This is a genomic window from Microbacterium sp. (assembly GCF_031178525.1).
GTDB lineage: Bacteria > Actinomycetota > Actinomycetes > Actinomycetales > Microbacteriaceae > Microbacterium.
The window spans coordinates 1-16,119 of the sequence record NZ_JAPSJA010000007.1; the positions used below are offsets into that span (position 1 = coordinate 1).

The 16,119-nt window shown below is 71.0% G+C and carries 16 protein-coding genes and 1 tRNA gene; 3 read left to right on the top strand and 14 right to left on the bottom strand.

Annotated elements, in window-relative coordinates; genetic code table 11:
- The coding region (locus RIF89_RS01240) for a GreA/GreB family elongation factor (RefSeq protein WP_309067345.1) at positions 1-242 on the top strand (242 nt) is incomplete at its 5' end.
- A 99-nt stretch (positions 243-341) separates the two neighbouring features.
- On the opposite strand, the gene ilvA is transcribed toward RIF89_RS01240, so the two are convergent.
- Positions 342-1,616: a threonine ammonia-lyase gene (gene ilvA / locus RIF89_RS01245; protein ID WP_375294414.1), complete on the bottom strand. Its 1,275-nt coding sequence runs from the start codon at positions 1,614-1,616 to the stop codon at positions 342-344.
- Positions 1,613-2,872 (bottom strand): AI-2E family transporter, encoded by a 1,260-nt coding sequence (locus RIF89_RS01250; protein WP_309067346.1) that lies wholly within the window; start codon positions 2,870-2,872, stop codon positions 1,613-1,615. The genes ilvA and RIF89_RS01250 overlap by 4 nt, the downstream gene beginning before the upstream one ends.
- Positions 2,873-2,942: 70 nt before the next feature.
- On the opposite strand from RIF89_RS01250, the gene RIF89_RS01255 reads away from it, so the two are divergent.
- Positions 2,943-4,226: a DNA glycosylase AlkZ-like family protein gene (locus tag RIF89_RS01255; RefSeq protein ID WP_309067347.1), complete on the top strand. Its 1,284-nt coding sequence runs from the start codon at positions 2,943-2,945 to the stop codon at positions 4,224-4,226.
- A gap of 5 nt (positions 4,227-4,231) precedes the next feature.
- Here the strand turns inward: RIF89_RS01255 and RIF89_RS01260 are convergent, their stop codons facing one another.
- A complete protein-coding gene (locus RIF89_RS01260) occupies positions 4,232-5,473 on the bottom strand; it encodes an FAD-dependent oxidoreductase (RefSeq protein WP_309067348.1) in 1,242 nt (413 codons plus the stop codon).
- Between the two features lie 84 nt (positions 5,474-5,557).
- Between RIF89_RS01260 and RIF89_RS01265 the strand changes: the two genes are divergently transcribed.
- Positions 5,558-6,532 (top strand): NAD-dependent epimerase/dehydratase family protein, encoded by a 975-nt coding sequence (locus RIF89_RS01265; RefSeq protein ID WP_309067349.1) that lies wholly within the window; start codon positions 5,558-5,560, stop codon positions 6,530-6,532.
- 83 nt (positions 6,533-6,615) lie between these two features.
- Here the strand turns inward: RIF89_RS01265 and RIF89_RS01270 are convergent, their stop codons facing one another.
- The 11 genes from RIF89_RS01270 to RIF89_RS01320 form a co-directional block, all read right to left on the bottom strand.
- The gene (locus RIF89_RS01270; RefSeq protein ID WP_309067350.1) at positions 6,616-7,182 is read right to left on the bottom strand and encodes a LemA family protein; all 567 of its coding nucleotides are present in this window, start codon (positions 7,180-7,182) and stop codon (positions 6,616-6,618) included.
- Between the two features lie 155 nt (positions 7,183-7,337).
- A tRNA-Leu gene (locus RIF89_RS01275) sits at positions 7,338-7,414 on the bottom strand.
- A 79-nt stretch (positions 7,415-7,493) separates the two neighbouring features.
- A complete protein-coding gene (locus tag RIF89_RS01280) occupies positions 7,494-8,870 on the bottom strand; it encodes an NAD(P)/FAD-dependent oxidoreductase (RefSeq protein ID WP_309067351.1) in 1,377 nt (458 codons plus the stop codon).
- Between the two features lie 19 nt (positions 8,871-8,889).
- Positions 8,890-10,188 (bottom strand): S8 family serine peptidase, encoded by a 1,299-nt coding sequence (locus RIF89_RS01285; RefSeq protein WP_309067352.1) that lies wholly within the window; start codon positions 10,186-10,188, stop codon positions 8,890-8,892.
- Entirely contained in the window at positions 10,185-10,703 is a 519-nt protein-coding gene (locus tag RIF89_RS01290) for a DUF501 domain-containing protein (protein WP_309067353.1), read from the bottom strand. Before RIF89_RS01290 ends, RIF89_RS01285 begins: the two co-directional genes overlap by 4 nt.
- 83 nt (positions 10,704-10,786) lie before the next feature.
- Entirely contained in the window at positions 10,787-11,314 is a 528-nt protein-coding gene (locus RIF89_RS01295) for a septum formation initiator family protein (protein ID WP_309067354.1), read from the bottom strand.
- A gap of 27 nt (positions 11,315-11,341) precedes the next feature.
- On the bottom strand, positions 11,342-12,622 hold the full coding sequence (eno, locus tag RIF89_RS01300; RefSeq protein WP_309067355.1) for a phosphopyruvate hydratase: 1,281 nt from the start codon (positions 12,620-12,622) through the stop codon (positions 11,342-11,344).
- An 88-nt stretch (positions 12,623-12,710) separates the two neighbouring features.
- Entirely contained in the window at positions 12,711-13,400 is a 690-nt protein-coding gene (locus RIF89_RS01305) for an O-methyltransferase (RefSeq protein ID WP_309067356.1), read from the bottom strand.
- A gap of 44 nt (positions 13,401-13,444) precedes the next feature.
- Positions 13,445-14,422, bottom strand: coding sequence for a CPBP family intramembrane glutamic endopeptidase (locus RIF89_RS01310; protein WP_309067357.1), 978 nt, complete (start codon positions 14,420-14,422; stop codon positions 13,445-13,447).
- 21 nt (positions 14,423-14,443) lie between these two features.
- On the bottom strand, positions 14,444-15,763 hold the full coding sequence (locus tag RIF89_RS01315) for an MFS transporter (RefSeq protein WP_309067373.1): 1,320 nt from the start codon (positions 15,761-15,763) through the stop codon (positions 14,444-14,446).
- Positions 15,764-15,979, bottom strand: a complete 216-nt coding sequence (locus RIF89_RS01320) for a hypothetical protein (protein ID WP_309067358.1) — start codon at positions 15,977-15,979, stop codon at positions 15,764-15,766.
- Positions 15,980-16,119 lie beyond the last annotated feature (140 nt).

The following is a 16,119-nucleotide window of genomic DNA, read 5'->3' on the forward strand; positions in this document are numbered from 1 at the left end:
AGTCCGACGGCACCGTGCAGTCGGGCACCGTCGTCACGGCGCTGGTGCTCGGCGACCAGGAGCGCTTCCTGCTCGGCAGCCGCGAGATCGCGGGCGGCACCGACCTCGATGTGTACAGCGAGCAGTCGCCGCTGGGGGCCGCCATCCTCGGGCTCAAGGAGGGCGACAAGACCTCCTACAAGGCCCCGAACGGCAAGGACATCGCCGTCGAGATCGTCAAGGTCGAGACCTTTACCGGCTGACTCCCCCTCGCATACCAAGACGGCCCCGCTCCTCGGAGCGGGGCCGTCTGCTGTCAGCCCTCGGATTCACCACGGCGAAGCACGCGCCGCGGGAGCATCTCAGTCGGGCAATACCTCGGGGCGGAATCCCGCATCGCGCAGGATCTGCAGCGTCAGCTCGCGGTGCTCCTGACCGCGGGTCTCGACCGAGATCTGCAGCACGACCTCGCTGATCTGCAGGCCCTGGCCGTGGCGGGTGTGCAGCACCTCGATCACGTTCGCGCCCGCCTCCGCGAGCAGCTCCGAGACGCGCGCGAGCTGGCCGGGGCGGTCGGGCAGCGGGATCCGGATCGTCATGTAGCGTCCCGACGCGGCCAGACCGTGCGCGACCACGCGCTGCAGCAGCAGCGGGTCGATGTTGCCTCCCGACAGCACGGCCACGGTCGGTCCCGCAGCGGTGACCTTGCCCGCCAGGATCGCCGCAACGCCGACGGCCCCCGCCGGCTCCACGACCACCTTGGCGCGCTCGAGCAGCACCAGCAGCGCGCGGGCGATGTCGTCGTCCGTGACCGTCACGACCTCGTCGACGAGCTCGCTGATCACCGCGAACGGCACGTCGCCGGGCCGGTCGACGAGGATGCCGTCCGCGATCGTCGGCTGCGTCGTAATGCGGACGGGATGTCCCGCCTCGAGCGAAACGGGGTAGGGCGCGGCGTTCTCGGCCTGCACGCCGATCACGCGCACCTCGCGGCCCTCGTCCGCCGCACGCGCCTTCGCCGCGGCCGCGATGCCGGCGATGAGGCCGCCGCCGCCGATGCCGACGACGATCGTCGTGACGTCCGGTGCGTCGTCCATGATCTCGAGGCCGAGCGTGCCCTGCCCGATCACGACGTCCCGGTGATCGAACGGGTGGATCAGCACGGCGCCTGTGCGCTCGGCGTGCTCCGCCGCGCGCTCGAGCGCGACCGCCACCGTTGGGCCCTCCAGCACCACCTCGGCGCCGTAGCCGCGCGTCGCGAGCAGCTTGGGCACCGGCACACCCAGCGGCATGTAGATCGTCGCGGGGATGCCCAGCTGCTGCGCTCCGAGCGCGACGCCCTGCGCATGATTGCCCGCCGAGGCGGCGACGACGCCGCGTGCCCGCTCCTCCGGCGTCAGCTGCGCGAGGCGGTAGGTAGCGCCGCGCACCTTGAACGAGCCGGTGCGCTGCAGGTTCTCGAGCTTGAGGTGCACGGGGGCACCCAGCACCTCGCTCAGATGCAGCGAGTACTCGAGCGGGGTGTGGTTGATGACGCCCTCGAGGCTTCGCGCGGCGGTCTCGAACTCGGGCAGGGTCGGGATGACCGGCACCGGCTGCGGGCCGACGGCGTGCTGGGTGGGGTCGAGGGTCGTCACGCGGTGGTTCCGTTCTTCGGTGCCGGATCGCCGGCGGCCGTGCCAGCCGGTCGCGCCGGTCGGATTGTCTTGGGGACGGTGTCCCAGATCAGGCGATCTGCGGGCACCGGCGCACCGGTGCGCCAGGACCCGCTGGAGATGGTCACCGCCACGACGTTCACGAAGGCGGCGAGCGGCACGGCGAACAGCGCGCCCGGGATGCCCGCGATCATGGAGCCGCCTGCGACGACCATCACGACGGCGAGCGGATGCACCTTCACGGCGGATCCCATCAAGATCGGCTGCAGGACGTGGCTCTCGATCTGCTGCACCGCGAGGACGACCGCCAGCATCGCGAGCGCGATCAAGGGGCCGTTGTACACGAGTGCGATGAACACGGCCACGGCGCCCGTCACGATCGCGCCGACCAACGGTACGAACGAGCCGAGGAACACCATCACCGCGATGGGGATCGCCAGCGGCACCTGCAGCAGGAACGCACCGAGGCCGATCCCCACGGCGTCGATCGTCGCCACGAGAAGCTGGGTGCGCGCGTAGTTGATGACCGTCCGCCAGCCGTTGCGCGCGGCCCGGTCGACCGCGGTGCGGGCCTGCGCCGGGAACAGCCGCACCGTCCAGCCCCAGATCCCGCCGCCGTCGGCCAGGATGCAGATCAGCGCGAACAGCGTCAGCAGCGCTCCGGCGGCGAAGTGCCCCACGGTGGACCCCAATGCGAGCGCGCCGCTCCACAGCGTCGCGGCCTCCGTCTGCAGCAGGTCGAAGCCGTCCTGGATGTAGCCGTTGATCTCGGCCTCGGACACGCCGATGCTCACGAGGAAGATTCGCAGCTCGTCGACCGCCTCGAGCACGCGGTTGCGCACTCCCCCGAACTCCCGCGACACCTGCCACGCCACGAGCCACACGAGAGCGCCGACGATCGCGATGGTGCCGAGCAGGGTGAGGGCGATCGCCGCCCAGTGCGGCACGCGGTGTCGCAGCAGCCACGACAGCGCGGGCCACACGAGCGCGGTGATCAGGATCGCGACGAGCAGCGGGATCACGAGGAGCTTGAACTGGATCACGAGCCATACGACCACGCCCACCGCGGCCGCGACGACGAGGAATCGCCATGCGTACGCCGTCGCGATGCGCAGACCCGCGGGCACGCCGGACTCCGCGCCCTGCCCCGCCGTCGCCGCGCTCAGGGGCGCGTGCGATTCTGCGGGCCGGGAGCGGAACACGTCCCAGAAGCCGGTGCGAGGCTTGTCGTCGCTCATTCCGGTCAGTCTAGATCGGGGCGCGATCCGCGTCCGGAATATGTCCGTAGCCGTGAGTAGCGTGAGGCGCGTGAAGTCGCACCTGTCGCTCCCCGAGGCCCGTCGCGTCGCGCTCGCCGCTCAGGGGTTCGCCCGACCCCGGCCGGCCGCGCCCGGTGTCCGCCAGCTCAACGGCGCGATCGCGCGCATGGGCGTGCTGCAGATCGACTCGGTCAACGTCTTCGCCCGCTCGCACTACGTGCCGCTCTTCTCTCGTCTCGGTGCATACGATCCCGGCGATCTCGATCGGCTGGTCCTGCGGCACGGTCCCGGTGGACAACCGCGCAGCGCCGGTGCGTACGTCGAGTACCTCGCGCACGAGGCGACGTTCCTGCCGGTCGAGGACTGGCCGCTGTGGCGGTTCCGGATGGACGCCATGCGCGCCAAGTACGGCGGACCGCGAAGCTGGTACGCCGAGAACGCAGCCACCGTCGCCTGGGTGCGCGATGAGCTCGCATCGCGCGGCCCCCTTCGTCCCGCGCAGATCGAGTCGGACGCGCATCGCGGGCGCCGCGGCCCATGGTGGGACTGGGACGTCGTCAAACGCGCACTCGAGCTGATGTGGCGCTTCGGAGAGGTGGCGATCGCGGGGCGACGGGGCTTCGAGCGCCGCTACGCGCTCGCCCGGGACGTCGTCCCGGCGCCGCTGCTGGACGCCCCGGTGCCGCGCGATGTCGCCATCCGCGAGCTCGTCCGTCGTGCCGCCCGAGCCTCGGGCGTCGCGGCGGCGTCCGACCTCGCCGACTACTACCGCATTCGTGATCGCCGTGCCGTGCTCGCCGCGGTGCAGGACCTGGTGGATGCGGGGGAGCTCGCGCCCGTGAAAGTCGACGGCTGGACGCGCGGCGCGGCCCCTCTGCCTGCGTGGGTGCATCGTGATGCCGTCCTTCCTCGCCGCATCGAGGCGGCGACCGTGCTGACGCCGTTCGATCCGGTCGTCTGGTTCCGTGAACGCGCGGAGCGACTGTTCGGCTTCGACTACCGCATCGAGATCTACACGCCGGCTCCGAAGCGCCGGTTCGGCTACTACTCCCTGCCCGTGCTGGTCGACGACCGTGTCGTCGGACGCGTCGATCTCAAGGCCGACCGCCCGGCCGCCACACTCCTCGTGCAGTCGGCGTGGTGGGAGGTCGGCGTACCCGCGAACACCGCCGAGCGGGTGGCCGTGGCGCTGCGCGAGGCGGCGGCGTGGCAGGGGCTCGCTCATGTCTCGATCTCGACCTGGGGCGACGCGACCGCCGACCTGGCCTTCGTGATGCCCGACGCCGCGCGTCACGAGCGCCCCGCCCTCGAGCCGGATCTCGACGTCGCCTGAGCCGATCAGCGCCGCGCGAAGTCCGGGGCGTGCTCAGGCAGCGCCCCGACGCCGATGAGCCGGGCGGGGATCGCCGCGAGCCCGGGCAGCACGCGAAGCAGCCGAGCGAGCGGCATCGGCACGACCGGTGTCCACCCCACGCGGAACGCGCGTCGCAGACCGCGATGCGCGATCCGCTGCGCGAACTGCGTCACGGCGGTGGGGACCACCCGCCGGCGCTGTACGGCAGCCACGCGATCATCGCTCATGCGGCCCGTGCGCAACGGTCCCGCGAGCAGCCGCGCGGCAGCGACGCCGTCCTGCACCGCCAGATTCACGCCGACCCCGGCGACCGGCGACATCGCGTGCGCGGCGTCGCCGATGCACAGCAGGCCCCGAGTCCACCAGCGCCGCGCGCGGTTCAGTCGCACATCGAGCCCGTGCACGTCCTCCAGCCGCAGAGCGGCGGCCGCCGCGGCGAGCTCGGGCACGGCGGCGGCGACCGTGGCGCGGAAGGCGTCGACCCCCTCCGCGCGGATCGCCGCCTCCTCGCCCTTCGGGATGAGGAGGCCCGCCTGCACGTATCCGCCGCGCGGGATCAGGACCAGCAGTCGGCCGTGCGCCCCGCGCGGCGTGAGCGACTGCCCGATCCCCGCGGGTTGGCCTTCGCCGCCGTTCACCGGGATCCGGAACCAGAGCACGTCCAGCGGCGCGCCGAACTCGTGGACATCGAGCCCGGCGAGGTGCCGTACCCGCGATCCGCGCCCGTCCGCCGCGATCGTGAGCAGGGCTTCCTGCTCGCCCTCCTCCCCCGTCGCGTGGTCGACGAAGCGCACCCCGGTGATCCGGTCGCCACGCCGGACCAGCCCCGTCACCTCGGTGTGCATCCGGAGGTGGAAGTGCGGTTCCGCGCGACCGGCATCCGCGATCACGTCGAGGAAGTCCCACTGCGGAGCGACCGCGATGTAGGGATACGGATGGCGCAGCCGGCGGAAGTCCGCGATCGTCGCCAGCGTGCCGTCGGCGGCGGGCACCCGGGCCGACTCGAGCCGCGAGTACGGGATGCGCTGGAACTGCTCCATCAGCCCGAGCTCGTCCAGCAGCAGCTGGGTCGAACAGTGGATCGTGTCTCCTCGGAAGTCGCGCAGGAAGTCGGCGTGCTTCTCGAACACCGTCGTCGGGATCCCGGCGCGGGCGAGCAGCAGCCCCGCGATCATCCCCGCGGGGCCGCCGCCCACCACGATGCAGCCGGATGCGTCATCGCTCACGGCCTCAGCCTTGCCGAGCTCGGGGCGGTGCGCCAGGGGCGAACATGCCTGGAGCGGCGAGAGCCCCGGGGGCAGACTGCGCTCATGCGACTCCTCGTGCTGGGCGGCACCGTGTTCCTCTCGCGGGCGGTGGCCGAAGCCGCGCTGAGTCGCGGTCACGAGGTGACGACGGTCAGCCGCGGAGTGACCGGATCGCCCCCGGACGGCGCACGTCATGTGCGAGCGGATCGGGACGCAACCCTGCCCGCCGAGCTCGGGGGCGTCGCATATGACGCGGTCGTGGACGTCGCGTCGCGACCCTCGCGGGTGCGCTCCGCTCTCGCCCAGCTGCGCGCCCCGCACTGGGTCTATGTCTCGTCGATCAGCGTCTACGCCGACGAGGCGACCGTCGGAGGTGCGCCGGGGATGCTGCCGCAGCACGAGCCGCTCGACGAGGACAGCGACGACATGGCCGACTACGGCCGACTGAAGGCCGGGTGCGAGCGGCTCGTCGGCGAGCAGGCGCCGTCGCGTGCGATCGTGCGGCCGGGCCTGATCGCGGGGCCCGGCGACCGCTCGGGCCGTTTCACGTACTGGGTCGACAGGATGCGTCGCGCGCGGGACGGAGAGGTGGTGCTGGCTCCGGGCGATCCGTCCGATCGGGTGCAGCTGATCGACGTCCGGGACCTCGGTTCCTGGGTCGCGCTGCTCGCCGAGCGGCGCACAACGGGCGTTTTCGACGCGATCGGCGAGCCCGCCCCGATCCGCGACGTGCTCGCCGACGTCGCGGCCGGATGCGGGGTGCGACCGCGGTGGCGCTGGGCCAGCGACGCGCAGCTCGAGGGCGTGGGTGTGAACCCGTGGATGGGGCCGCGCTCCCTGCCGCTGTGGCTGCCGCGTCCGGAGTACGACGGCATGACGACGCACCTGGCCGCTCCCGCCTTTCAGGCGGGGCTGCGCACGCGACCTATGGCCGACACGGCCCGCGACACCCTCGCCTGGCTCGAGACGGCGCCGGATGCGGCGTTAACCGGGCTGACCGCGGACGAGGAACGCGAGGTCCTCGCGGCGCTCGGCTGAGCGCACACCGGCGTGCCGCCGTCGCACGCAGGCGATCGGCCGCGCGTCCAGGGGACGCGCGGCCGATCGTCAGAGCCCGGAGATCAGAACTGCACGCGCGGCGGCTCCGCGATCGCGGCGCCGTCGACGACCTCGAAGAACTCGCGCTCGGTGAAGCCCAGATTGCGGGCGAACAGGTTGTTCGGGAACACCTTGATCTTGGTGTTCAGCTCACGTACGCCGCCGTTGTAGAACCGCCGCGAAGCCTGGATCTTGTCCTCGGTGTCGACGAGCGAGTGCTGCAGCTGCAGGTAGTTCTGGCTCGCCTGGAGTTGCGGATACGCCTCGGCGACCGCGAACAGGTTCTTCAGTGCCTGCTGGATGTGCCCCTCGGCGACGCCGGCCTCCGCAGGCCCCTGAGCGGTGAGCGTCTCGGCGCGCGCCCGCGTCACGTTCTCGAACACGGCCTTCTCGTGAGCCGCGTATCCCTTGACCGCCTCGATGAGGTTGGGGATCAGATCGGCCCGCCGCTTGAGCTGCACGGTGATGTCGCTCCACGCCTCGTCGACACGCACATTGAGCTGTACGAGCGAGTTATACGTCGCCCACAGGTAGATGCCCGCGATGACGACGACCGCCAGCACGATGACAACAGGAATCAGCCATTCCATCGGGTAGCCCCCCTCGGTGATGCCCCCATACTAGACGCGCCGCTCGACGCGCCGCGTCGGCCATCCGGCGGACGTCGCCGACCATCGAAGGGGGCGCATCGCGCGCCGCGGTCCGACGACGTGTGCGCGGCTGGGCAAGGAGGAACACCGCCGCGTGGTCCCCCCGCTGGGATTCGAACCCAGACTGCGGCGAGTTTAAGTCGCCTGCCTCTGCCGATTGGGCTACGGGGGGCTCGTCCACGCTACCGGCGCGAACGACGAGAGCCGCCACCTCCCCGCGGGGATGTGGCGGCTCTCCGGCGAGCTCGGCGTCACTTCGCCGAGGCCGGCACCTTCTCGGGCTCGACGGCCGTCTCCACCGGCGGCTTCGGGCGGGAGGCGTACGCCTCGAAGAACGCGCGCGGCTGCTGCACGGCCTCGAGCTGCACCGTGTCGCGACCGAGCCAGAGGTTGTGCCACCAGCCCCACAGCACGCGCCACTTGCGCTCCCACGTCGGCATCGCGAGGCCGTGGTAGCCGCGGTGCGCAACCCACGCGAAGAAGCCCTTGATGGCGATCTTGCCCGACTGGAACACGCCGTCGTACAGGCCGAGGCCCGCGACCGCGCCGAGGTTCTTGTGGTAGTAATCCACCGGCTGCTCGCCGCGGAGCACCGCCGTGAGGTTCTTGGCGAGGCGCTTGGCCTGGCGCACGGCGTGCTGCGCGTTCGGCACGCACGTGCCGTCGGGCAGGCCGCCGGTCTTGTCCGGAACCGCCGCCACGTCACCCGCGGCCCAGGCACCCTCGACGACGTTCTTGTCGGCGTCGACGACACGCAGGTCGGCGAGCGTGGTGATGCGGCCGCGCGGCTCGGTCGGCAGGTCACCGCCGCGCACGACGACGGGGTTCGCCATGACGCCCGCGGTCCAGACGATCAGCCCGGCCGGGTAGGTGTCGCCCGTGGAGGTCTCCACGACGCCGTCCACCGCACTGGTGACCTGCGTCTCGAGGTGCACGTTCGCCCCGCGGCGAGCGAGGTCCTTGAGCACCCACTCGCTCGTGGGCAGCGACACCTCGGGCATGATGCGCCCCATGGCCTCGATGAGGTGGAACTGCGTCTCCTCGAACGAGATCTCCTCGAACTTGCCCAGGAGCGACGACGCGAGCGAGCGCAGCTCGGCGAACGTCTCGATGCCCGCGAATCCGCCGCCCACGACGATCGTCGTGAGCAGGCGCTGGCGCAGCGGGTCGCCGACGGGGAGCGCGGAGGCCTTCTCGAAGTTCGAGATCAGCGTGTCGCGGACGTAGACGGCCTCCTCGACCGACTTCAGGCCGACCGCGTTCTCGGCGATGCCCGGGATCGGGAACGTGCGCGAGACGGATCCGGCCGTGACCACGATGTGGTCGTACGTCAGCTGGTACGGCTCTGCGCCCTCGGGCGAGATCGTCGCCGTCTTGTTGGCGTGGTCGATGCCGGTCACCTTGGCCGTGATGAGCTTCGTGCGCTTGAGGTGACGGCGGTGAGACACCACGGTGTGGCGCGCCTCGATGGATCCCGCCGCGACCTCGGGCAGGAACGGCAGATACGTCATGTACGGAAGCGGGTCGACCATGACGACCTCCGCCTCCCCGCGACGCAGGTGCTTCTCGAGCTTCCACGCGGTGTAGAAACCCGCGTAACCGCCGCCGACGATGAGAATCTTGGGCACGAGTGAAGAACTCCTTGAGTCAGGGTTTGCTCGGGGACCGCCGCACACGGGCCGAGCGGACGCGTCGCACGGCCGCGATGACGCCCAGCACCACGAGGATACCAGCGCCGGTGAGGGCGACGAGCGGCAGGGTGCCGGAGCGCAGTTCGTCCTCCGAAGGCAGGAACGATGATCCGGCCTCGGCGGGCGGATCCGCGGGCGGCAGGGGCGGGATCTCGACCGGGGTCACGGTGGGCGCCGGCTGCGGCGCGGCCTGCTGACGGCGATTGACCTCGATCCAGCGACCGAGGTCCCCCATCGGGTTCTCCGTCACGGGCGCCACGTCGGCGCTCACCGCCGCCGCCGCGTTCACGAGTCCGTAGCCGTAGAACGGATCGGGCACCTGGGAGACGCCCTTGGGCATCCGCGCCGTCTTGATGATGCGGTTGATCACGTCCACAGCGCTCATGTCGGGATGTGCCGCACGCACCAGAGCCGCGATGCCCGACACGATCGGCGCGGCGCCGCTCGTGCCCTTCCACTCCTTCACGACACCGTCGGCCGAGATGCCGAGCAGCTTCTCGCTCGGTGCCGAGACGCCGATCGTGATGCCCTGGGTGGATGCCTCGAAGCTCGCTTCTCCCTCGGGGGTGACGCCGGCGACGGTCAGCACGCCGGGGATGGTCGCCGGTGCACCCACCGACTGCGTGCCGGCGCCGCGGTTTCCCGCGGCCACCACGACCACGACGTCGTTCTGCATCGCGTAGAGGAACGCATCGTCCCACGACTCGTCCCAGGCCTTCTGGTTCGTCGTGAACGAGAGGTTGATGACATCGGCACCGTGGTCGACCGACCAGATCATCGCGTCCGCGACCTGCTGCGCGAACGGCACGGTCGCCGAGTCGCCGAATCCCAGCGACACCGACAGCAGATCCGCCTCCGGCGCGACGCCGATCATCTTGTCCGTGTCGCGGCCGCCGCGTGCGGCGGCGAGGGAGGCCACCCAGCTGCCGTGATTGCGATTGACGACGTCGACCGGCGTGCGGCCGTCGGGCGTGCCCACGCCCGAGACGTCCGTCCCGCCGACGACGGCCTCCTCGAACTCCTCGGGGCCGTCCACGATGCCCGTGTCGATCACGGCGATCGTCGCGCCCTCGCCCTGCGTCGTCCGCCACGCCCGGCGGACGCCGTAGTCGTTGAGCCAGTACTGGCGATCGCGGATCGTCGGCGCAGCCGTCTCCTCGGGATCGGGAGTGGTCGCCGGCGTCGGCGTCGGGGCTGCGCCGGTCAGCAGCACCGCGGCGAGCGCGAATGACGCCAGACGAGCGACCCGCCTCATCCGGCCTTCCCCGGTTCGGCGCACTCGCAGCGCTGCGGCGACCACGCGGATCGCTCGAGCGCCGCATCGCCGACCGGGTTCACGCCGGGGCCCGCGGCGAGCGCGTGTCCCGCGAGGGCGTGCAGGCACTTCACGCGGGTCGGCATCCCGCCTGCCGAGATGCCGTCGATCTCGGGCACGTCGCCGAACGCCGCGCGGTCGGCGAGATAGGCCTCATGCGCACGCCGGTACTGGGCCGCGTACTCGGGTTCGGCGTCCAGGCGGGCGGCGAGCTCGGGCATGAGCTGCCCCGCTTCCAGTCGCGACATCTCCGCCGTCGCGGCCGGGTGCGTGAGGTAGTAGAAGGTGGGGAACGGTGTGCCGTCAGGCAGTCGCGGCGACGTCGCCACGACCGTGGGATTGCCGCACACGCAGCGCGCGGCGATGCCGACGACGCCGCGGGCCTCGCGGCCGAGCTGCGACGAGACGACCTCGATGTCGACCGGGCGCACAGGTTCGAAGGGAGTCGTCGTCACCCTTTCAGGCTACCGGCGGCCTCCTGAACGATCCCCCGCAGGCGAGCGCGTCGCACGCATCGCGGGCGGGATCAGAACGGGGATCAGCGTGCCGGGGTCTCGGTGACGGCGGGGTCGTCCGGCACGCCGATCGTGATCTCCATCGCCGTCTCCGCGGTGCCGGCGCCCACCACCGACCTCAGCAGGCTGCCGGTCCAGTCGGAGGACTTCTCCTCGACCTCGGAGCTGACCGGCTTAGGGTCCTGCGGCGTCTCGGCCTCCTCGAGATCGTCGATCACGAGGAAGCGCACCTCTCCCGGCTTGACGTAGTAGAGCCGCTCGCGGGCCTGCGTCGTGATGTACGCGGGGTCCTTCCAGCGCTCCCGCTCGCGCTCGAGCGCGGCGATCTCGTCCTTCGTGACCTGCACCGACTCCTGCATCGCGGCGATCTTCTGCCGCTGCTCGACATACGTGGCGACGGTCGGCGAGAGCACGGCGACGCCGAGCACCACGAGACCCAGCATGATCGCCGTGAACCCCGAGAAGCGGATGCCGCCCAGCCACTCCCGTGCATCAGCCGCGCGGCGCGGAAGGCCCCGGGACGCGGAAGAGGGAGCCGTCTTCCTGCTCACGGCTCCCCCTTCCTCGATCGTCAGTGCTTACGCGGTGAATCGCGGGTAGGCGCTGCGGCCCGCGAACACGGCGGCGGAGCCGAGCTCCTCCTCGATGCGCAGAAGCTGATTGTATTTCGCCACCCGGTCGCTGCGAGCAGGCGCGCCCGACTTGATCTGCCCTGCGTTCACGGCGACCGCGAGGTCGGCGATCGTGGTGTCCTCGGTCTCGCCGGAGCGGTGCGACATCATCACGGTGTAGCCCGAGTTCTGGGCCAGCGCGACCGCGTCGAGCGTCTCGGTGAGGGAGCCGATCTGGTTCACCTTGCACAGCAGCGAGTTCGCGACGCCGCGCTTGATGCCGTCGGCAAGTCGCTGCGGGTTGGTGACGAACAGGTCGTCGCCCACCAGCTGCACCTTCGAGCCGATGCGGTCGGTCAGGGCCTTCCAGCCGTCCCAGTCGTCCTCGGCGAGCGCGTCCTCGATCGTGACGAGCGGGAAGTCGGCCAGCAGCTCCTCGTAGTAGCCCGTGAGCTGCTCGCTCGACCACTCCTTGCCCTCGAAGCGGTACACGCCGTTCTCGAAGAACTCGGTGGCCGCGACATCCAGACCCACGGCGATGTCGGTGCCGGGCTTGTAACCGGCCTTCTCGATCGCCTTCATGAGGAAGTCCAGCGCCTCGCGGTTGCTGGGAAGGTCGGGCGCGAAGCCGCCCTCATCGCCGAGGCCCGTGGCGTAGCCGCCGGCCTTCAGCTCGCTCTTGAGCACGTGGTACGTCTCGGTGCCCCAGCGCAGCGCCTCGCTGAACGACTCGGCGCCGAGCGGCACGAGGAAGAACTCCTGCATGTCGACGCCCGTGTCGGCGTGCGCGCCGCCGTTGATGACGTTGAGCGCGGGCACCGGGAGGATGTGGGCGTTCGGGCCGCCGATGTAGCGGAACAGCGGCAGGTCGGCGCTGTCGGCCGCGGCCTTCGCCACGGCGAGGCTGATGCCGAGGATCGCGTTGGCGCCCGTGCGCTGCTTGTTCGGCGTGCCGTCGGCCTCGATGAGCGCCTGGTCGATGAGGCGCTGGTCGCTCGCGTCCAGACCTTCGATCGCGGGGCCGAGCTCGTCGATGACCGCATCGACGGCCTTCTGGACGCCCTTGCCGGCGTAACGGCCCTTGTCGCCGTCGCGCAGCTCGTATGCCTCGAATGCGCCCGTGGACGCTCCCGACGGGACGGCGGCGCGCTGCACGATGCCGTCGTCGAGGAGCACCTCCACCTCGACGGTCGGGTTGCCGCGCGAATCCAGGATCTCGCGCGCGCCTACAGCTTCGATCAGTGCCACGGAATGACTTCCTCTCGGTGGACGCTTCAGTGGAGGGTGCGGGGCCCGCACGCCCCCGCGGCCAGTCTATGGCTCCCCCGCGACGCGCTCAGGACGAGGTGCCGCGCGGAACCGCCGAAGCCCTGATCACGGCGATCGCGACGCCGTCCCAGCCCTTGACGCCCACCGTCTGCAACGCGGTGGCGTCGAAGCGCGGATCCGATCCGAGCATCTCCAGCGCATCGCGCGTGCCGCGCACCTTCGGATCCTCGGAGTCGTCGCGCACGATCTCCCCGTCGCGCCCGATGTTGTCCAGCACGACGACCGTTCCCGGCCTGCCGAGCCGCGCGGCCCAGTCGAGGTACGTGGTGTTGGACTCCTTGTCGGCGTCGATGAACACCAGGTCGAAGGGGCCCTCGAGCGTCGGCAGGACTTCGGCGCCGCGGCCGGTCCGGATCTCCACGCGCTCGGCAACTCCTGCGCGGGCGAGGTTGCTGCGGGCGACCTCCGCGTTCGCCGGCTCGGCCTCGATCGTGACGACCCGTCCGTCGTCGGGCAGCGCGCGAGCCAGCCAGGTCGTCGAGTAGCCGCCGAGGGTGCCGATCTCGAGCACACGACGGGCGCCGCTGATCCGGGTCAGCAGATGCAGCATCTTGCCTGCGAGCGGAGCGACCTCGATCGCCGGCAGCCCCGCGGCCTGCTGCGCCGCGAGGCCCTCCTCGAGCGCGGGATCATGCCCGACGAGCGCTTCGGAGAGCCAGCGGTCGGCGGCGGCCCAGTTCTCGGGAGTCGGTTCCATGCCGTCATCCCAGCGGGCACGCCGGCGACCGTCAAGGGTTCCGGTCAGCCGGCTGCGGGTGGCTCGAGAGCGCCGCGGCGGAACTGGCCCGCCAGGACCAGGATCCCGACGACCAGCGCGAGCACACCCCAGACGACGACCCCGAGGGGGCCGACTATGGCGGCGTCGAGCGGCTGCCCGGCGGCGGCGAACACGATCAGCAGGCCGGCGGCCGCGTTGATCGCCCCGTGACCGAGCACGGCCGGCCACACACTGCCCGTTCGCAGGCGGCTCCAGCCGAGCAGCACGCCCCAGGCCACGCAGCCGCCGACCATGAGCAGCACCCCCAGCAGATCCGGGCGCGCGAAGTTGTAACCCAGCAGGATGACCGGCGCGTGCCAGAGACCCCACATCGCGCCGCTCACGAGCAACGCCGGCCAGGTGCCGAGCGGCCGCAGGGCGTTCAGCAGCCAGCCGCGCCATCCGAGCTCCTCGCCGAACGCGAAGACCGAGTTGATCACCGCGCCGATCGGGATCGAGACCAGCTGGCTGATCGCGATCGCGGCCATCGGGATCCCGGTGGGGTCCACGCCCGACTGCTCCAGCTGACTCGCCAGCCCGGAGAAGCCCTCCAGGTCGAGCCGCACGAGGCCCAGCGCCGCCGAGACCACGACCGCGACGCCGATGATGAGCGGCGGCACGAAGATCGCTGCGACCGCGAACGCCACCGTGCGCCCGACAGGTCGCAGCGGCCACATGCCGAGCGCCCGCAGGCGCTGTCCGCCCGCGGGCTTGCGCAACGCGAACGTCACCACGAGGGTCGCCACGGCGGGCGCGAACATCATCGTCGTGAGGATCACGCCCGCGAGCGGCGAGGCCAGACCGTCACCGAACCAGAGCGGGAGTGCGACGAGCCAGGCGAGCCCGAAAGCGACTGCCGCGAACACCCCCACCGCGGCCCACGGCACGCGCGTCGAGTCAGCCGCGGCAGATGCCCGCACATCCGCGTCGCTCGTCGGACGCTCGTCTCGTTCGGGGATCACGGGTTCTCCATTCGGCAGGACTCAGGGGGTGGAGCCGCGGCCGGGTCCCAGACTCGTCTGCTGATCCCTCGTGTCGCTCGCCGGATCGTTCCCGGTCACGTTCGCCTCGGCGCCCGGGACCAGCGAGAGCGGATCGGCGATGTCCTCCAGGGACTTGCCCGCCGCGCTCACGCCGAAGATCCCGCAGACCACGCCTCCGAACATCATGATGACGGATCCGAGGACATACCCCCAGAACAGGGGGCCGCGGTCGCCCGTCTCGGCGCTCTCGCCGATCAGCGCGCCGTACAGGGACGGGGCGATCGCCCCCACGAGCTGCCCGACCGAGAACACGTACGAGATCACCTGGCTGCGCAGTTCGAGCGGGAAGATCTCGCTCACGGTCAGGTAGGCGGCCGACGCTCCCGCCGACGCGAAGAAGAACGACGCGCACCAGAACGCCGTGTGCGTCGCGGCCGACAGCACCCCCGCGTTGAACAGGAACGCGCTCGCGAGCAGGATGAGGCCGGCGAGGACATACGTGCCGAACAGCATCCGCCGGCGCCCCCAGGTGTCGAAGAAGTGCCCCAGCAGAAGCGCTCCGGCGAGGTTGCCGACGGCGAACACGATGAAGTACTGGGACGCCGCGGCGGGCGGAGTGTCGTAGAAGTTCTCCAGCACGAGCGCGTAGGTGAAGAAGATCGCGTTGTAGAGGAACGACTGCGTCACCATCATCGTGATGCCGACGAGAGTGCGGCGCGGATACTTCCGGAACAGCACCCGTGCGATGACGAGAAAGGGCACCCGCCCGTATTCCTTGACGGTGATGGCCTTCGACTCGTCGACCGGCGGGATCTCCTTGCCCTCCTGGCGGATGCGCTCCTCGATGCCGTCGACGTTGCGCTCGGCCTCGGCCTCCCGGCCGTGCGTCATCTGCCAGCGCGGGCTCTCGGGGATGTGCCGGCGCAGCCAGATGATCAGCAGCCCCAGCACGGGGCCGAGGAAGAAGCTGAGCCGCCATCCGATGTCCTCGGGAAGGATGTCGGTGTTGAGGAAGAAGACGTTTGCGAACGCGCCGAGCGCCGCCCCGCCCCAGTAGGTGCCGTTGATCGCGATGTCGACCCGACCCCGGTACCTCGAGGGGATGATCTCGTCGATGGCCGAGTTGATCGCCGCATACTCGCCGCCGATTCCGGCACCGGCGACGAAACGCCAGATATAGAAGAACCACGGGGCGAAGGACAGTCCCGCCACGGCGCTGCCGATGAGGTACACCGCCAGCGAGAGGATGAACAGCTTCTTGCGACCGAGCCGGTCGGTGAGGCGCCCGAAGAACAGCGCACCGAAGACCTGCCCCAGCAGCTAGAACGTGCCCGCAAGACCCACCTCCGCGGGCCCCATGCCGAGGGTGGCGGCATAGCCGTTGGCGGCGACGATCTGCACCTCGAGGCCGTCGAGGATCCAGGAGAAGCCGAGTCCGACCACGATCATCCAGTGGAACCGGGCCCACGGCAATCGGTCCATGCGCGCGGGGACGAGCGACTTGACTTCCTTGGCCTGTGTGCCCGACGACGACATCGGCGCTCCCTTCACACCGGGAGCTTCGATCGCCCCCGCCGCAACTTTTCTACTCCTGGCCGGACGCCGCACGGCCCGGGCGCGCCCGATGGCCGGATTTCCGCCTCGGCGCCGGTCACCGGGCGGGCCCGCGCGCGTCA